This window comes from Vibrio sp. C8, assembly GCF_054051265.1.
The window spans coordinates 90,493-110,150 of record NZ_JBPAOE010000002.1 but is presented as its reverse complement, the minus strand read 5'-3'; the positions used below and the strand labels follow the sequence as shown (position 1 = coordinate 110,150).

Here is a 19,658-nt window from a genome sequence, read left to right as displayed (position 1 = left end):
CTGACTTTTCTGGTACAGACTGACTCACATCCCAGTGTTCCACAACCTTTCCATTGTCTAATCCCCCTTTCTCCCCTGGTTCTCTTACTGCGTGAACATGAAGAATAACGTCATCACCATCGACAACACTGGCTTTGATTTCACTATGGGAATCAGGATATGTCTTGCGTAAAAAGGTACCGAATCCGCGAAATCCTTTAGGTCCGTCAGAGGCGTTAGAGTTATGTTGTATGTAACTATCACCGACAAATTTTCATGCCGCATCAGCATCCTTTTTATTAAGCCCTGCTTCATTGAAATTGAGAACATCGATATGGCCGAGGAAAGGGTAAGCAACAAAGCCAATCAGTCGAACAGAATTAAACCCTACATTCATCTACAGTAATTAAACTGGGCCTGCACTCTTCAATCAAGGTATTAAAGCCAACAATCGCAAGTAATTATATGGTTCACAAACTACAACAAACGATTCTTATATTGCTCCGGCGTCTGTCCGGAGTATTTTTTGAACATAGCAATGAACGGGCTGGCTTGGTTGTATCCCAAGGTTAAGGCGACCTCCTTCACCGAATGACCACTTCGTAATAAATCCATTGAATGAAGATAGCGAACACGCAAGCGCCACTCAGTAAAGCTCATACCGAGTTCTGCCTGACAATATCTGGCAAGCGTTCGCTCGGTAGTGTGCACTCGCTCTGCCCACTGCTGCAAGCTGGTGTTATCGGTCGGGTTTTCTTCTACCGCCGCTAAAATAGGTGCTAAATATTTGTGGTGGCTGGACGGCAAGAAGTGCTGCTGCATTTCGCGTGTCGCAAGTTGATCAATCAATACCTGCAACAGACGTTTGTCTTCGACACTTTCCGCAACACCAATTTCACGCATGCGGAAGTCATCAATAATCGCCGTAACAATCGGAGTAACTTTAATTAAGCTGGTTCTGGTTGGAAAAGCGTGCGTCATTTCGGCTGAAATATTAATCGAGCAATAATCCAGAGGCTTGCGGTTAAAACTCTTGTGTCGTGTTCCCGCTGGAACCCAAATTGCGAGATGAGGTGGAGCAAGAAAACGGGTGTCTTCCGCTTCCATTTCCAATATGCCACCAGCAATTAACTGAACCTGCCCCCAAGTGTGGCTGTGTACGCGCGTTTCGGTGTTCGACAAAAACGCTTCAAAGTTCATGAATACGTCTGAAGGCGCCTTAGCAATAGCTAGGGAAGGATGAAGGTTTCTCGCCTGTTTTTTCACACAATGTCCTTTGCTTTAAATGTCGTTTAAGCGATAGATAATAGTATAAAGACTTCCACCAGGAACATCCAACATTGTCGATTGGCTCACCTTGTCTTGGCTTGTCAAACAAGTATTAATAATCAGCGTGGACATTAATGGAATAGTTGATGGAGTAAAAAATAAAACGTGATCTTGCTTCGGACGAATTCTCGCTCGCTTGAGCAACATCTTGCTCGATTCAGGCAACTTCTTGCTCAGTTCAGGCAACTTCTTGCTCAATCAGTTTGAGAAAAACCATAACCAATTGATAATTAATGAAATAAAAGTTGGCACGAGCCTTGATATATCAAGTGACTTACTCATTTAGAAAAAGGAAAAGTTATGCCAACTCCGTGTTATATCTCAATTAACGGTGAAACCCAGGGTCTTATCACCGCTGGCGCTTGTACTGCAGATTCAATCGGTGATTCTTTTGTTGAAGGTCATGAAGATGAAATGCTGGTTCAAGCATTTTCTCATGACGTTACCGTGCCAACCGACCCACAATCCGGTCAACCTTCCGGTCAGCGTGTTCATAAAGCGTTTAAGTTTACCGTGTCACTCAATAAAGCGGTGCCGCTTTTGTACAACGCATTGTCCTCCGGTGAGAAAATGAGTGAAGTGACGCTCAAATGGTATCGCACCTCCATCGAAGGTAAGCAAGAGAACTTCTTCACCACCAAGCTAGAGAACGCCTCCATTATTGATATCCGATGTGAGATGCCTCACTGTCAGGACCCATCAAAATCAGATTTTACGCAAAACCTCACCGTATCGATGTCTTACCGCAAAATTACGTGGGACCACGTGAACGCGGGTACATCGGGCTCAGACGACTGGCGTAAGCCGGTAGAAGCGTAAGCGCTTTTAATCGTCACTTAATCTGAATAGTCAGCGTCACTTAAGTGGTCGATATCACTTAAGTGACCTTTTACCACAACGTGCTTGCTATCGCGTGAGTGGCTTGTGGTAAAGGTGCTGGGTACACAACGAGGAATTTGGTATGGCAAGGTTGCGTTTTACGTTTCAAGTCGAGGGGCTATCGGAAGCGCTGTTGGTGGTTCGAGGCTTTGATGGGCAAGAGTCGCTTTCAGACAGTTCGTTTAATCACCGGCGGTGTTTAGGGTTTTATTATCAAATTGAGCTTGCCAGCCGTCAAGAGAACATCACGCCTGAGCAAGTGGTGGACAGGTTGGCGGAATTGCATGTGTATCAAGATGGTGAGCTGACTCAGCGCGTGCATGGCATGGTGCGCAGCTTTACCCAGGGCAATATAGGTCATCACCATACCTTCTATCAAGTGACTTTAGTCCCTGCTTTAGAGCGCTTATCCCTCCGTCACAATAGCCGCATCTTTCAGCACAAAAGCTCAGTTGATATAGCGACGACCTTACTGCAAGAGATGGGGATTACCGATTATGCATTCTCACTCAAACGACAAAGTGAGCCGCGCGAATTCTGCGTGCAGTATCGGGAAACCGACTTAGACTTTGTACATCGTTTAGCGGCTGAAGAGGGTTGGACGTACAGTTTTCAGCATGAGTCGGGTAAGCATACGCTACTGTTCAGTGACAGTTCCCAATCGCTGCCAACGCTCAGTGAGTCTCTCCCTTATAACGGTAATGCCGGCGGTGTCGCGTCAGGCAATTATATCTCCTCATTCAATAAGCGCACTCAAAGCGATGTATCAGAGGTCACGCTCAAAGACTACAGCTTTAAAAAACCGCAATACAGCTTCCTCCAACAGCAGCTTGGCGCCGATATAGCGTATCAACGGGAAGGGTATGAGCACTTTGACGCTCCGGGGCGTTACAAAGATGACGACAGCGGTAAAGCGTTCAGCACCGTGCGATTGGAATACTTACGCAGAGAGTCACATCTTGCTTTGGGCAAAAGTAATCACGGTGGTCTTCGGGCGGGTATGCGCTTTGAGCTGGCTGAACATCTTAACACCTCGTTAAACCACCGTTGGTTGGTGGTTAAAGTCAACCACAAAGGCGAGCAGCCTCAAGCCTTAGAAGAAGATGCGACCCAAGGGGCGACAACCTACCACAATACCTTTGAAGTCATACCAGCGACGCAGAATTGGCAAGCCACTCCTCTAGCACAGCCGCAAGTCGATGGCCCAATGATGGCTATCGTTGTCGGTCCCGAGGGTGAAGAAATCTACTGTGATGAACATGGTCGAGTGAAGGTGCATTTCCCCTGGGATAGGTATTCTAACGGTAATGAACACAGCTCTTGCTGGGTACGGGTTTCGCAAGGCTGGGCTGGCGGTCAATATGGCATGATGGCACTGCCACGCATTGGTCATGAAGTGATTGTGTCGTTTTTAAATGGTGATCCTGACCAACCGATTATCACCGGTCGCACGTACCATGCAACCAATACACCGCCCTATCCGCTGCCAGAAAACAAAACCAAGATGGTCATTCGCAGTGAGACCCATCAGGGGGAAGGATTTAACGAGCTGAGCTTTGAAGACCAATCAGAGAACGAAAAAGTCTATCTGCACGCACAAAAAGACTTTGAAGCGAAGGTGAATAACGACCACAGCAGCCACATTCACCACGACAAGCATCTCACCGTAGAGAACGACAGTTATCAGGACATCAAACACAATCAACATGTCACCATGGGGGGCGAGCAGCGCACTCATATAACGAAAGATAACAGTCTCGTTATTGATGGCAGCGCTCATCAAAAAGTGGGCAGTCTCTACGCATTGGATGTGGGCAATGAAGTGCACATTAAAGCGGGTCAAAAAGTAGTGATTGAGGCCGGAGCGGAGCTGACGATAAAAGCCGGTGGCAGCTTCGTAAAAGTGGACGCTTCTGGCGTTAGCTTGGTTGGGCCAGGTATCAAACTTAACTCTGGTGGCAGTGCGGGCAATGGTAGCGGTTTTGGCGGACAAATGGCACAACTGCCGAATGGGGTTGAGTCAGTTGACGCACCTGAGCCTGTCACTCCAGCATCAATCACCGCGACACAATACAGTGACATGGTGAATACAGGGGCGTTAATGAAAGAGTTGTGTAACTGTGGTCAGGGGGGCGCATGCCAAATTCATGGTTAGAGCCCGATTGGGGGATACAAGCACTTGAGCAGTCTCCGATAAGTAGCGGCTTTGGCGAGGCAAAGGTTTATCTTTTAATTGAGTCGGCATTGATGCCTAACTGGCAGCAGGACATATATCAACACGTAAACAAACATGGCAAGGAGGCGCCGTTTTTTGCCTCTTTATTTACGGATACGGCATATCAACATATAGAGCAAGGGCCTGTATTGGTTGATGTCACGCACTATCCATCTTTGCAAGTCTCTTGGCTGGAACAGTTCGAAACGTTACCAATGGGGTGTGTCTTGCTGACGGATAATACGGTTGAAGTCGCGACACTTTTGGACACGTTACGACATCGACTTACCGTTTTAAAAAACGATACATCGACCTTTTTTCGCTATTACGAACCAAGAATGCTCTTACCTTTGATGGGAGCACTATCAACAGAAGAGAAGCCAGTGTTTCTGCCTCAAGTGCATTCGATATATTGGTATCATCAGCAATGGTTGCAAGCCAAATGGTCTTCTCTTCAAAGTAGTAAAGCTCCACTTTCATCATGGAATGTGACCTCTCAGCATATCGAAAACATGACCACTATTATGACCGCAATTCAATCGCAAGAGGAGTCCGCATGAGTCGTAGCTACACCGTAAAATCGGGCGATACATTACTGGGTATTGCGATAGAGCAAGGGTTGAGTTTCAATCAGATATTGTCGTTAAACCCAAAGTATCAACCCAACCCTAACCTCATTCATGTCGGCGATGTCATTGTACTACCTCAAGAGCCAGAATCTGAAGAAGATATGTCGCCGATTGTCACCGTCGCTCCGGCTGAAACTCAGCGGCCATTGTCAACATCAGGATGCTTAGAAGCGGCCCCTCAATGCCAAGGAGTGGATATCAAGGACGTACTTTTTCAAACGGACGATAAAGGGCAACAATACTATTGTTTGGATGAAAAATCGCTGGCAGCGCTGGATAAAGAGGTCGCAGGAATTGAGCCAGTAATTGCGGCTTATCATGAAATATCAGCGCAAGCACCAGATCCTCAAAATGCCACCCTAGAGGCGTTGATTGAGCACACAAACAAAAGAAATCAGTGGGCCATTGATGCGGCTAATGCCGGGGTTATTGCTCATGAAGCTGATACACCTCAAGTACCATCGCCCGAGTCTGTTAAAAAAACGGCTGAGGAAAACTTGAAGCTAGTGGATGCAAAAATTAAAGTGCTAGATCAGCGTCGCCGTCGGATCAATCGGTTTCACCCCCGGCATTTAGATAATGAGCCATCCGTTGGGGTATTAAGAAACCAGACATTGAAGTCTATTGACCGGGACATTCAATACTATCAATCCTTACGGCAGGACGCGGTAACCGCTTCGACTCAGCCTCAAGAGCCGAAAACAGGCAAAATCACGTTGGATAACTTCGTTAATAGTAAAACCTTAACCACCAAACCAGCGAAAAGGCATGCAGTTGAACTGTTTTCGGTGAAGCGTAATAGCTTTGTATATGTCCGAGCCGAGTACTTAGAGGCTGAGAAGCGATACTGGCACAAGCGTAACATCAAAGAAAAATCGCTATCTTCGTTGCGCAATGGTCATACTGGTGAGTTTAAAAGTGCAATATTAGAAGATATTAAACAAGACATCTCCAAAGACATCCAAAGCCCATCGATTGAGGCGGTGATTAAAGAGTGGAAAGCCGACGGGGGAAGTGCGCAAGAGTGGAAAGCAGCACATTACTTACTTAACCAAGACGGTGATACACGATTTGCGACCAGTGCGGAGGCACAACTGCTACGTTGGGGTGCAGGGGTAGCAATAAAATCGAACATAAAACCCATGGATGGAAAGGTGGATATTGGTGTCAGTGCTTCAGCCAAAATAGCACTGGCTGAGGCGTCGGTTCAGTTGAACTCATATTTGCCTTATGAAGCGGGGTTTCCGGTATCTCTGAGTTACACCGACGCAAACGGTAATCCTCAGGAGCACTCTTTTGGTCGCTTTCGAACCAATGCCTGTATCACGATGAGCTGCTTTGTGGGTGCGATGGGCAGCGCCACAGCTGAGGTGAGTAATCAAGGGCAGGAGCAAGTGGCGGGACACAGCGTGCTGTTGGCACCGTCGGTCTCGATGGGTGAAAGTCGAGGACGTATTGGGGTAAAAGCGGAAGGATTTGCGGGGGCGCAAGTGGGTGGAGAGCTGACGGGTGGGATTGAATGGCAAAACCCAAAATATGACAACACCCCTAAATTTGATGCGCTGGCGACCATCAAAGCGGAAGGCAACCTGGCCTTTGGTGCCGGTGCAGGCGCGGATTTTTATATAGAACTACGAAATAGGCAACTTTATTTCCACTGTAACGCTCGCCTTGTTTGGGGACCGGGAGGCAGTGGTGGTTTTGGGGCGTCAGTCAATTTTGAGCATATCTGGTCGCTGGCACAAGTAGTATGGGACGGGGTGCAGTATGTAGATTACCGTAAACTCGATAATGTGAATGAAGATATGTATGAATTCTTGGTGCATGCCAGCTATGTGGCATTTGCCACGAAGATCATTACCGATCCGCCTGGCGCGCTAATGAATACAATTAAAGCAGGGGTATCGGGATTAGACAAATGGCATCGAAAGAGACAATCTCGTCAACATGAAGCTGCACTGTTAGCGAAGCGTATTCTTAACCAAGAAGTTTGGTCGGGAGTGTCGCGCGACAAACTGTTACCCGAGACCATCGGTATGATGCTTGATACGTTAAGTGAAACCTTTGTAGAATCTTTTGAGAAAGAGCAAGAGAAAGCAATTTGTGCTTTGTTGTCCGACTGTGTGAAGAGCTGGCGTAAGTTTGAAGAGGTGTTAGCGAGAATGAACCCGCGAGGTGAAAAGCAAAGCACCGATGATGAATTGTTTTATAACTTGAGTCGCATTAATTATATTTTAGATAGAAACCAGCAGCGACAGTTTAACCGCTGGGTGCAAATACTGGCGCAGAAGAGTGAAATACACCCCGCAAAGCCGAGTCTTGAGTTGGCTTTCACGCCATCAACATATAGGCAGATAGAAGATAAGCTAGAGGATGTGCAACAGCAATATGCGAGCTTGAAGAGTCGCCATAGCGATAACCGCGATGTGTAATCACGTTATATTAAAAAGCGCCGTCGGCATTGAGTTATACAATGCCGACGGCGACTCTTTATGGTTTCACAGGCACAACCTGTTGCATGGCGCAGCGAAAGCTTATTCCAGGTTCATAGCTGTCAAAGCCTGCCGAATGCATTCGAGAGAAGGTCATGGTCACACCGCTGGCATCACGCAACACTTTCTCTGTGCCGGATTCAGGCCCTTGAGGATTATGCTCTGGGGAATTCAGGTAATAATCTTTGGCGTACCAGTCGTTAACCCATTCCGACACCTGATTACTCATGCCATAGACACCAAGCGGATTGGGCGGAAAGGTATCGACATAAGTAATGCGAGTAGAGGCATTAACCTCATCATTGGTGTAATTAACCCTATAACCAGTGGTTGGGTCATAATAGCCGGAGTCTCTTTTTTGGCGATAGCCGTTATTGGTGGCGAAATAATAGTGCTGACCACGACTGCGAGCAGCATACTCCCATTGCGCTTCAGTGGGTAAATCAAAAGGTAGAGCGGTAATGTTACCCAGCCATTGGCAATAACCTTTCCCGTCCTTCCAGATTTTGGTGCTAGCAGCGTATAGCTTAAATCGTTCTAAATCGTTTTTAAATTCGCTGGAATCTCTGCTAATACTCGAACCATCTAAGTTTTGGTCAGCAACTGGTAAACCGTTCACTTTGCGCATTACCTCCATATCGGCGTAGGTAGTTTCAAATTTGGAAATGGAATACGAATCCAGCGTCACTTTATGAAGGTACATACCGCCAGCTAACATTGCGCTGGGACCGCTGTAACATTTGTTATCTGGCGACCAATCAATGCGTTCGTAAGTGCGGGAGGGAATTTCACATGGCGCTTTAAAGTCTCCCATATCAAAACTGCCCCCTTCCACAAAAAGCAGATTTTCAATCGCTTTTACCGCGACATCGGCAATTTGTTGTTGCTCTTCTAGCGAAGCGTTGGGATGAAGTCGCTGAATGTTGGTTTCAATTGCTTTTGCTTGCTCAGGCGTGATTTGAGCGCTGTTTATTTTAATTTTTGAAGGAGCCTCACAGGCTGTGAGTGAAGGCAGTAGTAGAAAAATACCTAACCATGACGTTTTCATAAAAATTCCTTTAAGTTCAATGGCTTTTTATCCATTTTTTATGGTTCGATTATAAAGAATAAGGGTGGCATTGGCGATAAAAACGGCAGCAATTATTTCAATTTATGTAGCTGTCGAGTCATTTATGGTTTCACAGGCGCAGTTTGTTGCAGGGCGCAGCGAAAGCTTATTCCAGGTTCATAGCTGTCAAAGCCTGCCGAATGCATTCGAGAGAAGGTCATGGTCACACCGCGGGCATCACGCAACACTTTCTCCGTACCGCTTTCTGGCCCTTGAGGGTTATGCTCTGGGGCGTGCAGGTAATAATCTTTGGCGTACCAATCGTTAACCCATTCTGACACCTGATTACTCATGCCATAGACACCAAGGGGATTGGGCGGGAAGGTATCGACATTAGTAATCCGAGAAGATGCATTGACCTCGTCTGCTGTATAGCTGGTTCTATAACCTGTTTCATGGTTGTAATATCCCCCATCAAGGACTTGACGATAACCATTATTGGTGGCGAAATAATAGTGCTGACCACGACTGCGAGCAGCATACTCCCATTGTGCTTCAGTGGGTAAATCAAAAGGTAGAGCGGTAATCGTACCCAGCCACTGGCAATAGTTTTTTCCGTTTTCCCATTCTTTAGTTCGAGCAGCACGTAGCCCTCTTTTTTCTAACCATTCCTTAAAGTATTCTGAGCCTCTTACGCGAGGAGTGCCATCTAAGTTTTGGTCAGCAACGGGTAAACCGCTCACCTTGCGCATCACTTCCATATCAGCGTAGGTGGTTTCAAATTTGGCAATGGAATATGAATCCAGCGTGACTTTGTGGAGGTTAATTTCTCCACCGTCACTAAACATGGAATAGCATGTGTGTTCCGGTGACCAATCCATTCTTTCTTTTGTTCGACTGGGAATTTCACATGGCGCTTTAAAGTCTCCCATGTCAAAACTGCCCCCTTCCACAAAAAGCAGATTTTCAATCGCTTTAACCGCGACATCGGCGATTTGTTGTTGCTCTTCTAGCGAAGCATTGGGATGAAGTCGCTGAATGTTGGTTTCAATTGTTTTTGCTTGCTCAGGCGTGATTTGAGCGCTGTTTATTTTAATTTTTGAAGGAGCCTCACAGGCTGTGAGTGAAGGCAATAGTAGAAAAATACCTAACCATGACGTTTTCACAAAAATTCCTTTAAGTTCAATGGCTTTTTATCTATTTGTTATGGTTTGATTATAAAGAATAAGGATGGCATTGGCGATAAAAACGGCAGCAATTGTTTTAATTTATTTAGCCGTCGAGTCATTTATGATTTCAAAGGCGCAGCCTGTTGCAGGGCGCAGCGAAAACTTATTCCAGGGTAATAGCGGTCAAAGCCTGCCGAATGCATTCGAGAGAAGGTCATGGTCACACCGCTGGCATCACGCAACACTTTCTCCGTACCGCTTTCTGGCCCTTGAGGGTTATGCTCTGGGCTGTGTAGGTAATAATCTTTGGCGTACCAGTCGTTAACCCATTCCGACACCTGATTACTCATGCCATAGACACCAAGCGGGTTTGAGGGGAAAGCATCGACATTAGAAATACGTTTCGGAGCATTAACCTCATCATCGGTGTAATTGATTCTGTAACCGGAGAGATGGTCATGATAGCCTCCCCCTTTCAATTGTAAATAGCCATTATTGGTGGCGAAATAATAGTGCTGACCACGACTGCGAGCCGCATACTCCCATTGTGCTTCAGCGGGTAAATCAAAAGGTAGAGCGGTAATCGTACCCAGCCACTGGCAATAGTTTTTTCCGTTTTCCCATTCTTTAGTTCGAGCAGCACGTAGCCCTCTTTTTTCTAACCATTCCTTAAAGTATTCTGAGCCTCTTACGCGAGGAGTGCCATCTAAGTTTTGGTCAGCAACGGGTAAACCGCTCACCTTGCGCATCACTTCCATATCAGCGTAGGTGGTTTCAAATTTGGCAATGGAATATGAATCCAGCGTGACTTTGTGGAGGTTAATTTCTCCACCGTCACTAAACATGGAATAGCATGTGTGTTCCGGTGACCAATCCATTCTTTCTTTTGTTCGACTGGGAATTTCACATGGCGCTTTAAAGTCTCCCATGTCAAAACTGCCCCCTTCCACAAAAAGCAAATTCTCAATGGCTTTAACCGCGACATCGGCGATTTGTTGTTGCTCTTCTAGCGAAGCGTTGGAATGAAGTCGCTGAATGTTGGTTTCAATTGTTTTTGCTTGCTCAGGCGTGATTTGAGCGCTGTTTATTTTAATTTTTGAAGGAGCCTCACAGGCTGTGAGTGAAGGCAATAGTAGAAAAATACCTAACCATGACGTTTTCATAAAAATCCCTTTAAGTTCAACGGCTTTTTATTTATTTGTTATGGTTCGATTATAAAGAATAAGGGTGGCATTGGCGATAAAAACGGCAGCAATTGTTTTAATTTATTTAGCCGTCGAATCATTTATGGTTTCAAAGACGCAGTCTGTTGCAGGGCGCAGCGAAAGCTGACTCCAGGGCGATAGCGGTCAAAGCCTGCCGAATGCATTCGAGAGAAGGTCATGGTCACACCGCTGGCATCACGCAGCACTTTCTCCGTGCCGTTTTCTGGCCCTTGAGGGTTATGCTCTGGGGCGTGCAGGTAATAATCTTTGGCGTACCAGTCGTTAACCCATTCTGACACCTGATTACTCATACCATAGACACCAAGGGGATTGGGCAGGAAGGTATCGACATAAGTAATGCGGGAAGACGCATTGACCTCGTCTGCTGTATAGCTGGTTCTATAACCCGTTTCATGGTTGTAATATCCCCCATCAAGGACTTGACGATAACCATTATTGGTGGCGAAATAATAGTGCTGACCACGACTACGAGCAGCATACTCCCATTGCGCTTCAGTGGGTAAATCAAAAGGGAGAGCGGTAATAGTACCCAGCCATTGGCAATAGCCTTTCCCGTCTTGCCAGATTTTGGTACTAGCAGCGTATAGCTTAAATCGTTTTAAATCGTTTTTAAATTCGCTGGAATCTCTGCTAATACTCGAACCATCTAAGTTTTGGTCAGCAACGGGTAAACCGTTCACTTTGCGCATTACCTCCATATCAGCGTAGGTGGTTTCAAACTTGGCAATGGAGTACGAATCCAGCGTCACTTTATGGAGATTGGTTGCACCGGAGTCACTGAAAATGGAATTGCACGTATGCTCCGGTGACCAATCAATTCTGTCTCTTGTTCGACTGGGAATTTCACATGGCGCTTTAAAATCGCCCATATCAAAACTGCCCCCTTCCACAAAAAGCAGATTTTCAATCGCTTTAACCGCGACATCGGCAATTTGTTGTTGCTCTTCTAGCGAAGCATTGGAATGAAGTCGCTGAATGTTAGTTTCAATTGCTTTTGCTTGCTCAGGCGTGATTTGAGCGCTGTTTATTTTAATTTTTGAAGGAGCCTCACAAGCTGTGAGTGAAGGCAGTAGTAGAAAAATACCCAACCATGACGTTTTCATAAAAATCCCTTTAAGTTCAATGGCTTTTTATCTATTTGTTATGGTTTGATTATAAAGAATAAGGGTGGCATTGGCGATAAAAACGGCAGCAATTGTTTTAATTTATTTAGCCGTCGAGTCATTTATGGTTTCAAAGGCGCAGCCTGTTGCAGGGCGCAGCGAAAACTTATTCCAGGCTCATAGCTGTCGAAGCCTGCCGAATGCATTCGAGAGAAGGTCATGGTCACCCCGCGGGCATCACGCAACACTTTCTCTGTGCCGCTTTCTGGCCCTTGAGGGTTATGCTCTGGGCTGTGTAGGTAATAATCTTTGGCGTACCAGTCGTCAACCCATTCTGACACCTGATTACTCATGACATTGTTCAGCGAATTTACTTGAGGGGGTTGGAAAGCACTTCAGCATAAGCGATATTCTCTAAAGGTTGCGAAAAGGTGACAAATTCGTTATTAGTAAACACTGATATCGCCTTCACTCAGAACTATAAAAGGATAAGCCCATGAGTAATGGCAAAAGAGAAAGTACCCTTCGTTTTTTAGCAGAACCTGGCGATGTGAACTTCGGCGGTAAAGTTCATGGTGGCGCAGTGATGAAATGGATCGACTTAGCAGCGTACGCTTGTTCTGCCGCTTGGAGCGGTAAATATTGTATTACGGCCTATGCTGGCGGCATCCGTTTTGTTGCCCCTATTCATGTCGGTAATATCGTAGAGGTGAGCGCAAAGGTTATCTACACAGGTAAAACCTCAATGCACATTGCTATTGACGTACAAGCCAGTGATCCAAAAGAGCTCAAAAACCGATTAACTACCCATTGCATTGTTATCATGGTAGCTGTTGACGAAAATGGTAAACCAACCGCAGTTCCTGAATGGGTACCAGAAACCCCCGAAGATATCGCTCTTCGAAACTCGGCAATTAGACTAATGAACATGCGAACAGAAATTGGTGAAGAGATGGAAGCGCATGTGAAATACCTTAAAGCTGACGGATAAAAAAACACCCGGCTACTGTCGGGTGTTTTGCTTTACTTATTTACCTAACCAAACTCCCGCTGTATTTATTATTGCTTCATTGTTCACCGAAACATAAAAGTTCAAATGAACACGTAGCAGTGTTAAGTGATGTGTTATTCCGCAAGCTCTTGTGCTGTTTTTATATAGATATCGCGCAGTTTTAGGGCGATTTCTCCTGGCTTGCCACTGCCGACAGGCTTGTCATCAATTGCGACCACAGGCCAGACAAACGTTGTTGCAGAGCTGATAAACGCTTCTTTCGCCTGATACGCTTCATTGATTGTAAATAGACGTTCTTCAATAGTGAGTTTGAGCTCTTGAGCTAGCTTCATCAAAGACGCGCGGGTAATTCCATGCAAGATGTCATTACTCAAAGGGCGTGTTACCAGAACATTTTCCTGCGTCACGATATAAGCGTTACTCGAACCACCTTCAGTCACAAAGCCGTCTTCGATTAACCAGACATCCTCAGCACCTGCAGCATGAGCAGCTTGTTTTGCCAAACAGGCCGGCAATAGGCTAGTTGTTTTAATATCACGACGTCGCCAACGGATATCATCAAACGAGATCACTTCAATACCCGTTTGAGCCTTAGGGCTGTTGATCAGGCTTCTTGACTGCGTAAACAGCACCAAGGTTGGTTCTATGTCATCACTGTATGAGAAGTCTCGATCACCTTCATCACCACGCGTCAATTGCAGATAAATGCCACCTTCAACCAAAGCGTTTCTTTGAATTAGCTCTTGTTGAATGTCCATCAGTTGCTTCCCTGTTACAGGCAGTTTGATACCGAGCTCTTTTGCCGAGCGTTCTAAACGCGCAAGATGCCCTTGATGATCGATGAGCTTACCGCCCAATACTGCGGTAACTTCGTAAACGGCATCGGCAAAGAGAAAACCACGATCAAAGACCGAAACTTTCGCCTCACTTTCCGCAACGAATTCGCCATTTAGATATACGATTCGTTCCATTTTCTCTCCCTACCCCCACAGCTTTTGTTTAAAGGGCAACATAGAATTGTTTTCAAATTCAAATCCGTTTTCGATATCTGCGCTAAGCAATAGCGGGCCATCGAGATCAACCACTTCAGTACCTTGAGCCACGACAAAAGCGGGAGCTATGCTTAATGAAGACGAAACCATGCAACCAACCATGACTCGTAATCCTAACGACTGCGCTTGATCTTTTAGCTTTAGAGCTTCAGTTAAACCACCGGCTTTATCGAGTTTAATATTGACCATGTCATACAGACCAACGACTTTCTGCAAACTATTTCTGTCGTGACAAGATTCATCGGCACAAATAGGAATTGGGCGCTCTAGCGAAGCCAAGACCGAGTCTTCATCTGCATGAAATGGCTGCTCTATCATCGCCACATCCAGCTTTATCAATTCAGGAATAAGCTGCTTGTAGGCTTCTACCGTCCATGCTTCATTGGCATCAAGAATAATTTTTGCATTGGGTGCGCCACGACGAACCGCTTGCACACGCGCCAAATCTTCTGGACCACCCAGTTTGAGTTTGAGTAGCGGTCGCTCAGCATTTTCAATCGCCGTTTTCTCCATATTCTCAGGAGTATCTAACGACAGAGTGTAAGCCGTAGTGAGTGGCTCGGCGGCTAAAAAACCGACCTTCGTCCATATCGATTGTTTGTCTTGCTTGCATTCAAGGTCCCACATAGCGCAATCCACCGCATTTCTCGCCGCACCAGCAGGAAGAAGTGGTTGTAACTGCTCGCGCGTAATACCAGTTTCAATATCTGTAATAACATCGGTGATTTGCTGCAATACACTAGCGATGGATTCATCATAGCGGGCATAAGGAACGCATTCCCCTCGCCCAATCAGACCTTGGTGTTCAATCTCAACAATGATGGTTTCAGCTTGAGTTTTACTACCACGAGAGATAGTAAAACTGCCACGAATTGGCCAACTTTGTGTGTAGAGTTTTACCTTCATTACAGCTCCAGAAGCTTATCAACAATACGAGCAACACCTTGGCGGAATGGATCGACAACAGGTAAACCTATTTCTGATTCCACTTTGTCCATATACGCCATTGCATCAGCTTCGCTCAAACCTGAGGTATTGATAGATACACCTACAAACTTCACCGCAGGGTTAGTTAAACGAGCCGTAGCAATGTTCGCTTCCATGCACACTTTAAGATCAGGTAATTGATAATCAGGTAAGCCACGCATATGTGCGCGAGTCGGTTCATGACAAAGTACCAGAGCATCAGCTTGTGAACCATGAATAAGACCCGTTGTGACACCTGCAAAAGAAGCATGGAATAGCGAACCCTGACCTTCAATAACGTCCCAATGTTGTGGATCGTTTTCCGGTGTAATGGTTTCAATTGCTCCTGCAATAAAATCTGCAACGACACAGTCTGCGCTAACACCAGCCCCGGTAATCAAAATACCCGTCTGGCCGGTGGCACGAAAATCAGCATCAACACCGCGCTCTTTCATCTCTTTTTCTATTGCAAGTGAGGTGTACATTTTGCCAACAGAGCAGTCTGTTCCGACTGTCAAAACACGTTTTCCTGAACGCTTTTTACCATTCGCAACAGGATAAGTTTGTGTGGGGTAACGAACATCATAAAGTGCGCAACCGTTCTTTTTCGCACCCTCAACAAGTTCGGGGATATCTGCTAATTTGTTGTGCAGTCCAGCTGCGATATCCATCCCAGCTTCAAGCGCTTCTATAAGAACTGAAATCCACTCTTTAGAGATCACACCGCCACGGTTAGCAACACCGATAACGAGAGTTTGTGCACCCGCTTCTTTCGCTTGCGCCACCGTTAAGTCTTGCAGACCAACGTCAGCATTACATGCTTCAAGACGCAGTTGTCCTACACAGTACTCAGGACGCCAAGTTTTAATACCCTGCGCGACTTTAGCTGCCAGAGAATCTGCAGCATCACCCAAAAATAATAGATACGGTTGTTTAAGTTCCATCTTTCGTCACTCCATTTTGGCCATCTAGGCCAGACATTAATTTCGACTTCTTTTACAACCTACAGTTTAAAATCCTCATCAACAATAGGACTTTATGTTCACTTATATTCAAAATAATTTATTAAATTAAAATTTTATGCACCAAAAACTCACAATAAGCGCAAATAATGCATTTTAATTCAATTGAAGGAATTTTTAGAAAATATCGTAAACTAAAGAAAATTAAGCAACAAATGAAAGCATCCACGTACCTAATCGAAAGATTGTCTTACAGACCAATCAAATAGTTGTTATATCTAAAATTCAGCCAAAAAACCCATTTGGCATTTATCTCCAAATATAACAATATTTTTAGATTTTCATGTTTTGTGATCCAGAGCAATAATAAACAATTTTGTATACAATCTAGCCATAAATTTGAAGTACAAGAACATAGAATCTTACTAATGGAAATCGAGTTAGAAAGCCCAAAGACTACCTATTTTCAACAACTACAGCCCACCATTAGTTAATAACAATGAGTATTTAGGTTAAATTCTTTTGCACAAAACAGTGATCAGAATTACTTTTTCGCCAGAAAATGAATAATTTTATTCAACTATAAATAATAAAAAATAAGAAATAATATTCTTTCAAACCAACCAATAAACCACTTTGTTAGAAATAAAAAGCAGACAGTGGTTTTATCCATACACAAAACTCCAAAATAGTCGTAATGACTGGAATGCTCTCATACCTTGGCATGGTCTGTTTATTATTAAATAAATGTATAAAATCTTTTGCTGCGAGCGATGGTTCGCTGTTGGAGAAACAGACATTACTCAGTATGATAGCTACTCTTTAGTAAGCCCCCATTTCTGAGCTGCAATGGAAACAAGGTAATAATTAGGACGGATTCAATGATCACAGCAGAAGCTCTTATCAATCTAAAGGCGCTTAGTGATAACTACGATTTGCTAAAAAAGAAATGTGGAAACAAGCCTGTTGTAGCGGTTATTAAAGGTGACGCTTACGGCCACAACGCAGTAAACACAGCACAGGCGCTGGCTCAAGCGGACGTATTTGCCGTTTCTCGTATTGAGGAAGCACAAGAATTAAGAAATGCAGGTATTCAACAACCCATTCTGCTTCTTGAAGGCTGCTTTTGTAAGGACGATTTGGAAACAGCTTCACGTGAAGGCTTTCAAACCGCTATTCATTGTCAAGAACAGCTAGACGATCTGAAAAATGCTACGTTAGCGAAACCAATCATGGTGTGGCTTAAACTCGATACCGGCATGCACCGCCTGGGTGTTCAACCGTGCGAACTGAATGATTATGTTGAGCAGATTGAAGCAACAGGTAAGCTATCTGGCCCAGTTGGCTTCATGAGTCACTTTAGCTGTGCCGATGATCTTTCTTCTGCCTCTACACAAAAGCAAATCGATCTGTTTCTGTCGCAAACCTCTCGATTTCCAGGCCCTAAAACCTTGGCAAATTCGGCGGGCATTCTGTACTGGTCTGACTCTCATCTCGATTACATGCGTGCTGGCATTGCACTGTATGGCATCAGCCCGAATGAAAACGAGACAGGTAAATCCTATGGCCTGCATTGTGGTATGACGTTAACCTCAAAACTCATCGCGGTTCGTAAACACAAAGCCAATCAACCTGTTGGGTATGGTGAAACTTGGACATCACAGCATGATACCTACATTGGAGTGGTTGCTATGGGTTATGGTGATGGGTATCCGAGAACAGCGCCAGAAGGTACGCCTGTTTATATTAATGGTCGTATCGTGCCTATTTCAGGCCGAGTCTCCATGGATATGATTACCGTTGATTTAGGTCCAAACTCACAAGATAAAGTGGGTGACTGTGTCGAATTCTGGGGTGAAAATTTACCGATTGAGCAGGTATCAAAGCACATTGGAACGATTCCGTATGAACTCGTCATAAAGCTAACTAAGCGAGTGCATAAGACCTACATCGAAAAGTAGTGTATTGAGTTAAAAGAGCGTAAGTATGATTACGCTCTTTTTATTTGCACCAATCGTTTAAATTCAGTCTCCTAACAACTTTCTCCTACCAGACTTTTTGTCATAGAAGTTTCATTTTTCTCTGATTTAATATGCTAGAAAATTGAATAGCCTTCCCAGAGAACAAAAACATGGCCTTGTCCATCAGTGATATTACTTTAAGTGAAAACACCCTCTCCGATTTAAAGTCTGTTGAATATCATTGGATTCGGACTATGTATGTCGAAGGCTACCAGCCTTCTGAAATCAATCACTACATTCGCACATGCTTTGGTGGTGATGACACATTTGCAGATCTATTCCGTAAAGTTGCTCTACAACAAGAGAGCCTATATGTACTGTTACAGTACATTGGTTGCGCACCATCCAATAAAGAATTTTAGCTGCTTTAGATTGTTCATATCTAAGTGCCACATCTCTTTAGCCATACGCGCTCGTGTGGCTAATAGTCCGTCATTTCATTAAACCTAACGCGTCATTAAGATTTATGAAAAGCTCAGTAAAACGGTTATCGCAGATATAAAAAAACCTGAGCAGAGCTCAGGTCATGGTTACAAAAACCGTTAGTCATTTACAGTAAGGAATTGAGCTAACAGCCAGCTATGCGTAACGCCAGAAGTTATGTATCTAACTTAACTGATCAGCGGCCAAACCAAGTTGTTAAGCAGACACAAAATGGGCGACCTTACAGTCGCCCTTATCGTTGTTATCCTTTCACACCGCCGGCCGTGAGTCCTCCGACTAGCCAACGCTGCGCAAGCAAGAATACGATAGTAATTGGTAAAGCAGATAAAACTGCCGCTGCCGCAAAGTCTCCCCATAAGTAGTTTTGAGGGTACAAATACTGCTGCATACCAACCGCAAGTGTGTATGAGTTTACATCAGAAAGTAACAAAGATGCCACTGGAACCTCACCCACAACACCGATAAATGAGAGAATAAACACAACTGCTAGAATCGGTACGGAAAGCGGTAAAAGTACTAGGCGGAAAGCTTGCCATGGTGTTGCACCGTCAAGTGCTGCCGCTTCTTCCAATGAAAGGTCAATCGTTTCAAAGTAGCCTTTGATTGTCCAAACATGCAGCGCGATACCGCCCAAGTAAGAAAAAATCAAACCGCCGTGAGTGTTCAAACCAAGGAATGGAATATACTGACCTAGCTTATCAAACAATGCGTATAGAGCCACCAGCGCCAATACCGCAGGGAACATCTGGAAAATCATCATCGCTTTCAAGATAGTGCTCTTACCTTTGAACTTCATTCGAGCAAAAGCATAGGCAGAAGTCGTAGATAGCGCGACGATCAACACTGAACTGATAGCTGCCACTTTCACTGAGTTCCATAACCACGTAAGAACAGGGAATGGCGGTGGAGTGACTGAACCGTCAGCATTCTCGACTGCAATACCTAACGCCAGCTTCCAGTGCTCTAGTGACGGATTTTCCGGAATTAAGCTACCTGTTGCGAAGTTACCTTCACGGAAAGAAATCGCCACAATCATCAGTAATGGGAAGATGATTAAAGCTAGAAATGCCCACAGCGCGATGTGCGTCGCCAACACTCTGTATTTTAAGGTTTTACCTTGTACCATAGCCAT

The 19,658-nt window shown here is 44.9% G+C and carries 17 protein-coding genes; 7 read left to right on the top strand and 10 right to left on the bottom strand.

The features are described from left to right. Positions 1-456: 456 nt before the first annotated feature. Positions 457-1,245, bottom strand: coding sequence for an AraC family transcriptional regulator (locus ACRQQK_RS01395; protein ID WP_167413743.1), 789 nt, complete (start codon positions 1,243-1,245; stop codon positions 457-459). Between the two features lie 363 nt (positions 1,246-1,608). On the opposite strand from ACRQQK_RS01395, the gene ACRQQK_RS01390 reads away from it, so the two are divergent. From ACRQQK_RS01390 to ACRQQK_RS01375, 4 genes are all read left to right on the top strand, one after another. Next, positions 1,609-2,127, top strand: a complete 519-nt coding sequence (locus ACRQQK_RS01390; RefSeq protein WP_457509659.1) for an Hcp family type VI secretion system effector — start codon at positions 1,609-1,611, stop codon at positions 2,125-2,127. Positions 2,128-2,269: 142 nt separating this feature from the next. Further along, positions 2,270-4,342: a type VI secretion system Vgr family protein gene (locus tag ACRQQK_RS01385; protein ID WP_457509657.1), complete on the top strand. Its 2,073-nt coding sequence runs from the start codon at positions 2,270-2,272 to the stop codon at positions 4,340-4,342. Then, entirely contained in the window at positions 4,324-4,962 is a 639-nt protein-coding gene (locus tag ACRQQK_RS01380; RefSeq protein ID WP_457509655.1) for a DUF4123 domain-containing protein, read from the top strand. The genes ACRQQK_RS01385 and ACRQQK_RS01380 overlap by 19 nt, the downstream gene beginning before the upstream one ends. Beyond that, positions 4,959-7,463, top strand: a complete 2,505-nt coding sequence (locus tag ACRQQK_RS01375) for a LysM peptidoglycan-binding domain-containing protein (protein ID WP_457509653.1) — start codon at positions 4,959-4,961, stop codon at positions 7,461-7,463. The genes ACRQQK_RS01380 and ACRQQK_RS01375 overlap by 4 nt, the downstream gene beginning before the upstream one ends. Positions 7,464-7,521: 58 nt before the next feature. Here the strand turns inward: ACRQQK_RS01375 and ACRQQK_RS01370 are convergent, their stop codons facing one another. The 5 genes from ACRQQK_RS01370 to ACRQQK_RS01350 all read right to left on the bottom strand — a co-directional run bounded on the left by ACRQQK_RS01370 (position 7,522) and on the right by ACRQQK_RS01350 (position 12,422). Continuing rightward, positions 7,522-8,571 (bottom strand): formylglycine-generating enzyme family protein, encoded by a 1,050-nt coding sequence (locus tag ACRQQK_RS01370; protein ID WP_457509651.1) that lies wholly within the window; start codon positions 8,569-8,571, stop codon positions 7,522-7,524. Positions 8,572-8,693: 122 nt separating this feature from the next. Next, positions 8,694-9,737, bottom strand: coding sequence for a formylglycine-generating enzyme family protein (locus tag ACRQQK_RS01365; protein ID WP_457509649.1), 1,044 nt, complete (start codon positions 9,735-9,737; stop codon positions 8,694-8,696). A 122-nt stretch (positions 9,738-9,859) separates the two neighbouring features. Beyond that, the gene (locus tag ACRQQK_RS01360) at positions 9,860-10,903 is read right to left on the bottom strand and encodes a formylglycine-generating enzyme family protein (RefSeq protein ID WP_457509647.1); all 1,044 of its coding nucleotides are present in this window, start codon (positions 10,901-10,903) and stop codon (positions 9,860-9,862) included. Between the two features lie 122 nt (positions 10,904-11,025). Next, entirely contained in the window at positions 11,026-12,069 is a 1,044-nt protein-coding gene (locus ACRQQK_RS01355; protein WP_457509646.1) for a formylglycine-generating enzyme family protein, read from the bottom strand. A 122-nt stretch (positions 12,070-12,191) separates the two neighbouring features. Beyond that, positions 12,192-12,422, bottom strand: coding sequence for a hypothetical protein (locus ACRQQK_RS01350; RefSeq protein WP_457509644.1), 231 nt, complete (start codon positions 12,420-12,422; stop codon positions 12,192-12,194). A gap of 143 nt (positions 12,423-12,565) precedes the next feature. On the opposite strand from ACRQQK_RS01350, the gene ACRQQK_RS01345 reads away from it, so the two are divergent. Then, positions 12,566-13,060 (top strand): acyl-CoA thioesterase, encoded by a 495-nt coding sequence (locus ACRQQK_RS01345; RefSeq protein WP_042481466.1) that lies wholly within the window; start codon positions 12,566-12,568, stop codon positions 13,058-13,060. 134 nt (positions 13,061-13,194) lie between these two features. Here ACRQQK_RS01345 and ACRQQK_RS01340 read toward each other — a convergent pair whose 3' ends face one another. From ACRQQK_RS01340 to dgcN, 3 genes are read right to left on the bottom strand one after another with little or no spacing between them, the layout of a single operon-like run. Beyond that, positions 13,195-14,052, bottom strand: coding sequence for a D-amino-acid transaminase (locus ACRQQK_RS01340; RefSeq protein ID WP_457509642.1), 858 nt, complete (start codon positions 14,050-14,052; stop codon positions 13,195-13,197). A gap of 9 nt (positions 14,053-14,061) precedes the next feature. After that, positions 14,062-15,039 carry an N-acetyl-D-Glu racemase DgcA gene (gene dgcA, locus ACRQQK_RS01335; RefSeq protein ID WP_457509640.1) on the bottom strand — a complete coding sequence of 326 codons (978 nt, stop codon included), beginning with the start codon at positions 15,037-15,039 and terminating at the stop codon, positions 14,062-14,064. Continuing rightward, positions 15,039-16,043 carry an N-acetyltransferase DgcN gene (gene dgcN, locus ACRQQK_RS01330; RefSeq protein ID WP_457509638.1) on the bottom strand — a complete coding sequence of 335 codons (1,005 nt, stop codon included), beginning with the start codon at positions 16,041-16,043 and terminating at the stop codon, positions 15,039-15,041. Before dgcN ends, dgcA begins: the two co-directional genes overlap by 1 nt. An 899-nt stretch (positions 16,044-16,942) precedes the next feature. Between dgcN and alr the strand changes: the two genes are divergently transcribed. Further along, positions 16,943-18,022 (top strand): alanine racemase, encoded by a 1,080-nt coding sequence (gene alr / locus ACRQQK_RS01325; RefSeq protein ID WP_457509636.1) that lies wholly within the window; start codon positions 16,943-16,945, stop codon positions 18,020-18,022. Between the two features lie 170 nt (positions 18,023-18,192). Then, complete coding sequence (locus tag ACRQQK_RS01320) at positions 18,193-18,444, top strand: hypothetical protein (RefSeq protein ID WP_457509634.1); 252 nt, start codon at positions 18,193-18,195, stop codon at positions 18,442-18,444. Positions 18,445-18,767: 323 nt separating this feature from the next. Here ACRQQK_RS01320 and malG read toward each other — a convergent pair whose 3' ends face one another. Then, entirely contained in the window at positions 18,768-19,658 is an 891-nt protein-coding gene (malG, locus tag ACRQQK_RS01315; protein ID WP_167410333.1) for a maltose ABC transporter permease MalG, read from the bottom strand.

Excerpts from the sequence above, each read along its gene's own strand:
- dgcN (WP_457509638.1), bottom strand. The coding sequence starts at position 16,043 with ATGGAACTTAAACAACCGTATCTATTATTTTTGGGTGATGCTGCAGAT.
- ACRQQK_RS01385 (WP_457509657.1), top strand. The coding sequence starts at position 2,270 with ATGGCAAGGTTGCGTTTTACGTTTCAAGTCGAGGGGCTATCGGAAGCG.
- ACRQQK_RS01350 (WP_457509644.1), bottom strand. The coding sequence starts at position 12,422 with ATGAGTAATCAGGTGTCAGAATGGGTTGACGACTGGTACGCCAAAGAT.
- ACRQQK_RS01340 (WP_457509642.1), bottom strand. The coding sequence starts at position 14,052 with ATGGAACGAATCGTATATCTAAATGGCGAATTCGTTGCGGAAAGTGAG.
- alr (WP_457509636.1), top strand. The coding sequence starts at position 16,943 with ATGATCACAGCAGAAGCTCTTATCAATCTAAAGGCGCTTAGTGATAAC.
- ACRQQK_RS01345 (WP_042481466.1), top strand. The coding sequence starts at position 12,566 with ATGAGTAATGGCAAAAGAGAAAGTACCCTTCGTTTTTTAGCAGAACCT.
- ACRQQK_RS01355 (WP_457509646.1), bottom strand. The coding sequence starts at position 12,069 with ATGAAAACGTCATGGTTGGGTATTTTTCTACTACTGCCTTCACTCACA.
- ACRQQK_RS01360 (WP_457509647.1), bottom strand. The coding sequence starts at position 10,903 with ATGAAAACGTCATGGTTAGGTATTTTTCTACTATTGCCTTCACTCACA.
- ACRQQK_RS01320 (WP_457509634.1), top strand. The coding sequence starts at position 18,193 with ATGGCCTTGTCCATCAGTGATATTACTTTAAGTGAAAACACCCTCTCC.
- ACRQQK_RS01390 (WP_457509659.1), top strand. The coding sequence starts at position 1,609 with ATGCCAACTCCGTGTTATATCTCAATTAACGGTGAAACCCAGGGTCTT.
- ACRQQK_RS01375 (WP_457509653.1), top strand. The coding sequence starts at position 4,959 with ATGAGTCGTAGCTACACCGTAAAATCGGGCGATACATTACTGGGTATT.
- dgcA (WP_457509640.1), bottom strand. The coding sequence starts at position 15,039 with ATGAAGGTAAAACTCTACACACAAAGTTGGCCAATTCGTGGCAGTTTT.
- malG (WP_167410333.1), bottom strand. The coding sequence starts at position 19,658 with ATGGCTATGGTACAAGGTAAAACCTTAAAATACAGAGTGTTGGCGACG.
- ACRQQK_RS01380 (WP_457509655.1), top strand. The coding sequence starts at position 4,324 with ATGCCAAATTCATGGTTAGAGCCCGATTGGGGGATACAAGCACTTGAG.
- ACRQQK_RS01370 (WP_457509651.1), bottom strand. The coding sequence starts at position 8,571 with ATGAAAACGTCATGGTTAGGTATTTTTCTACTACTGCCTTCACTCACA.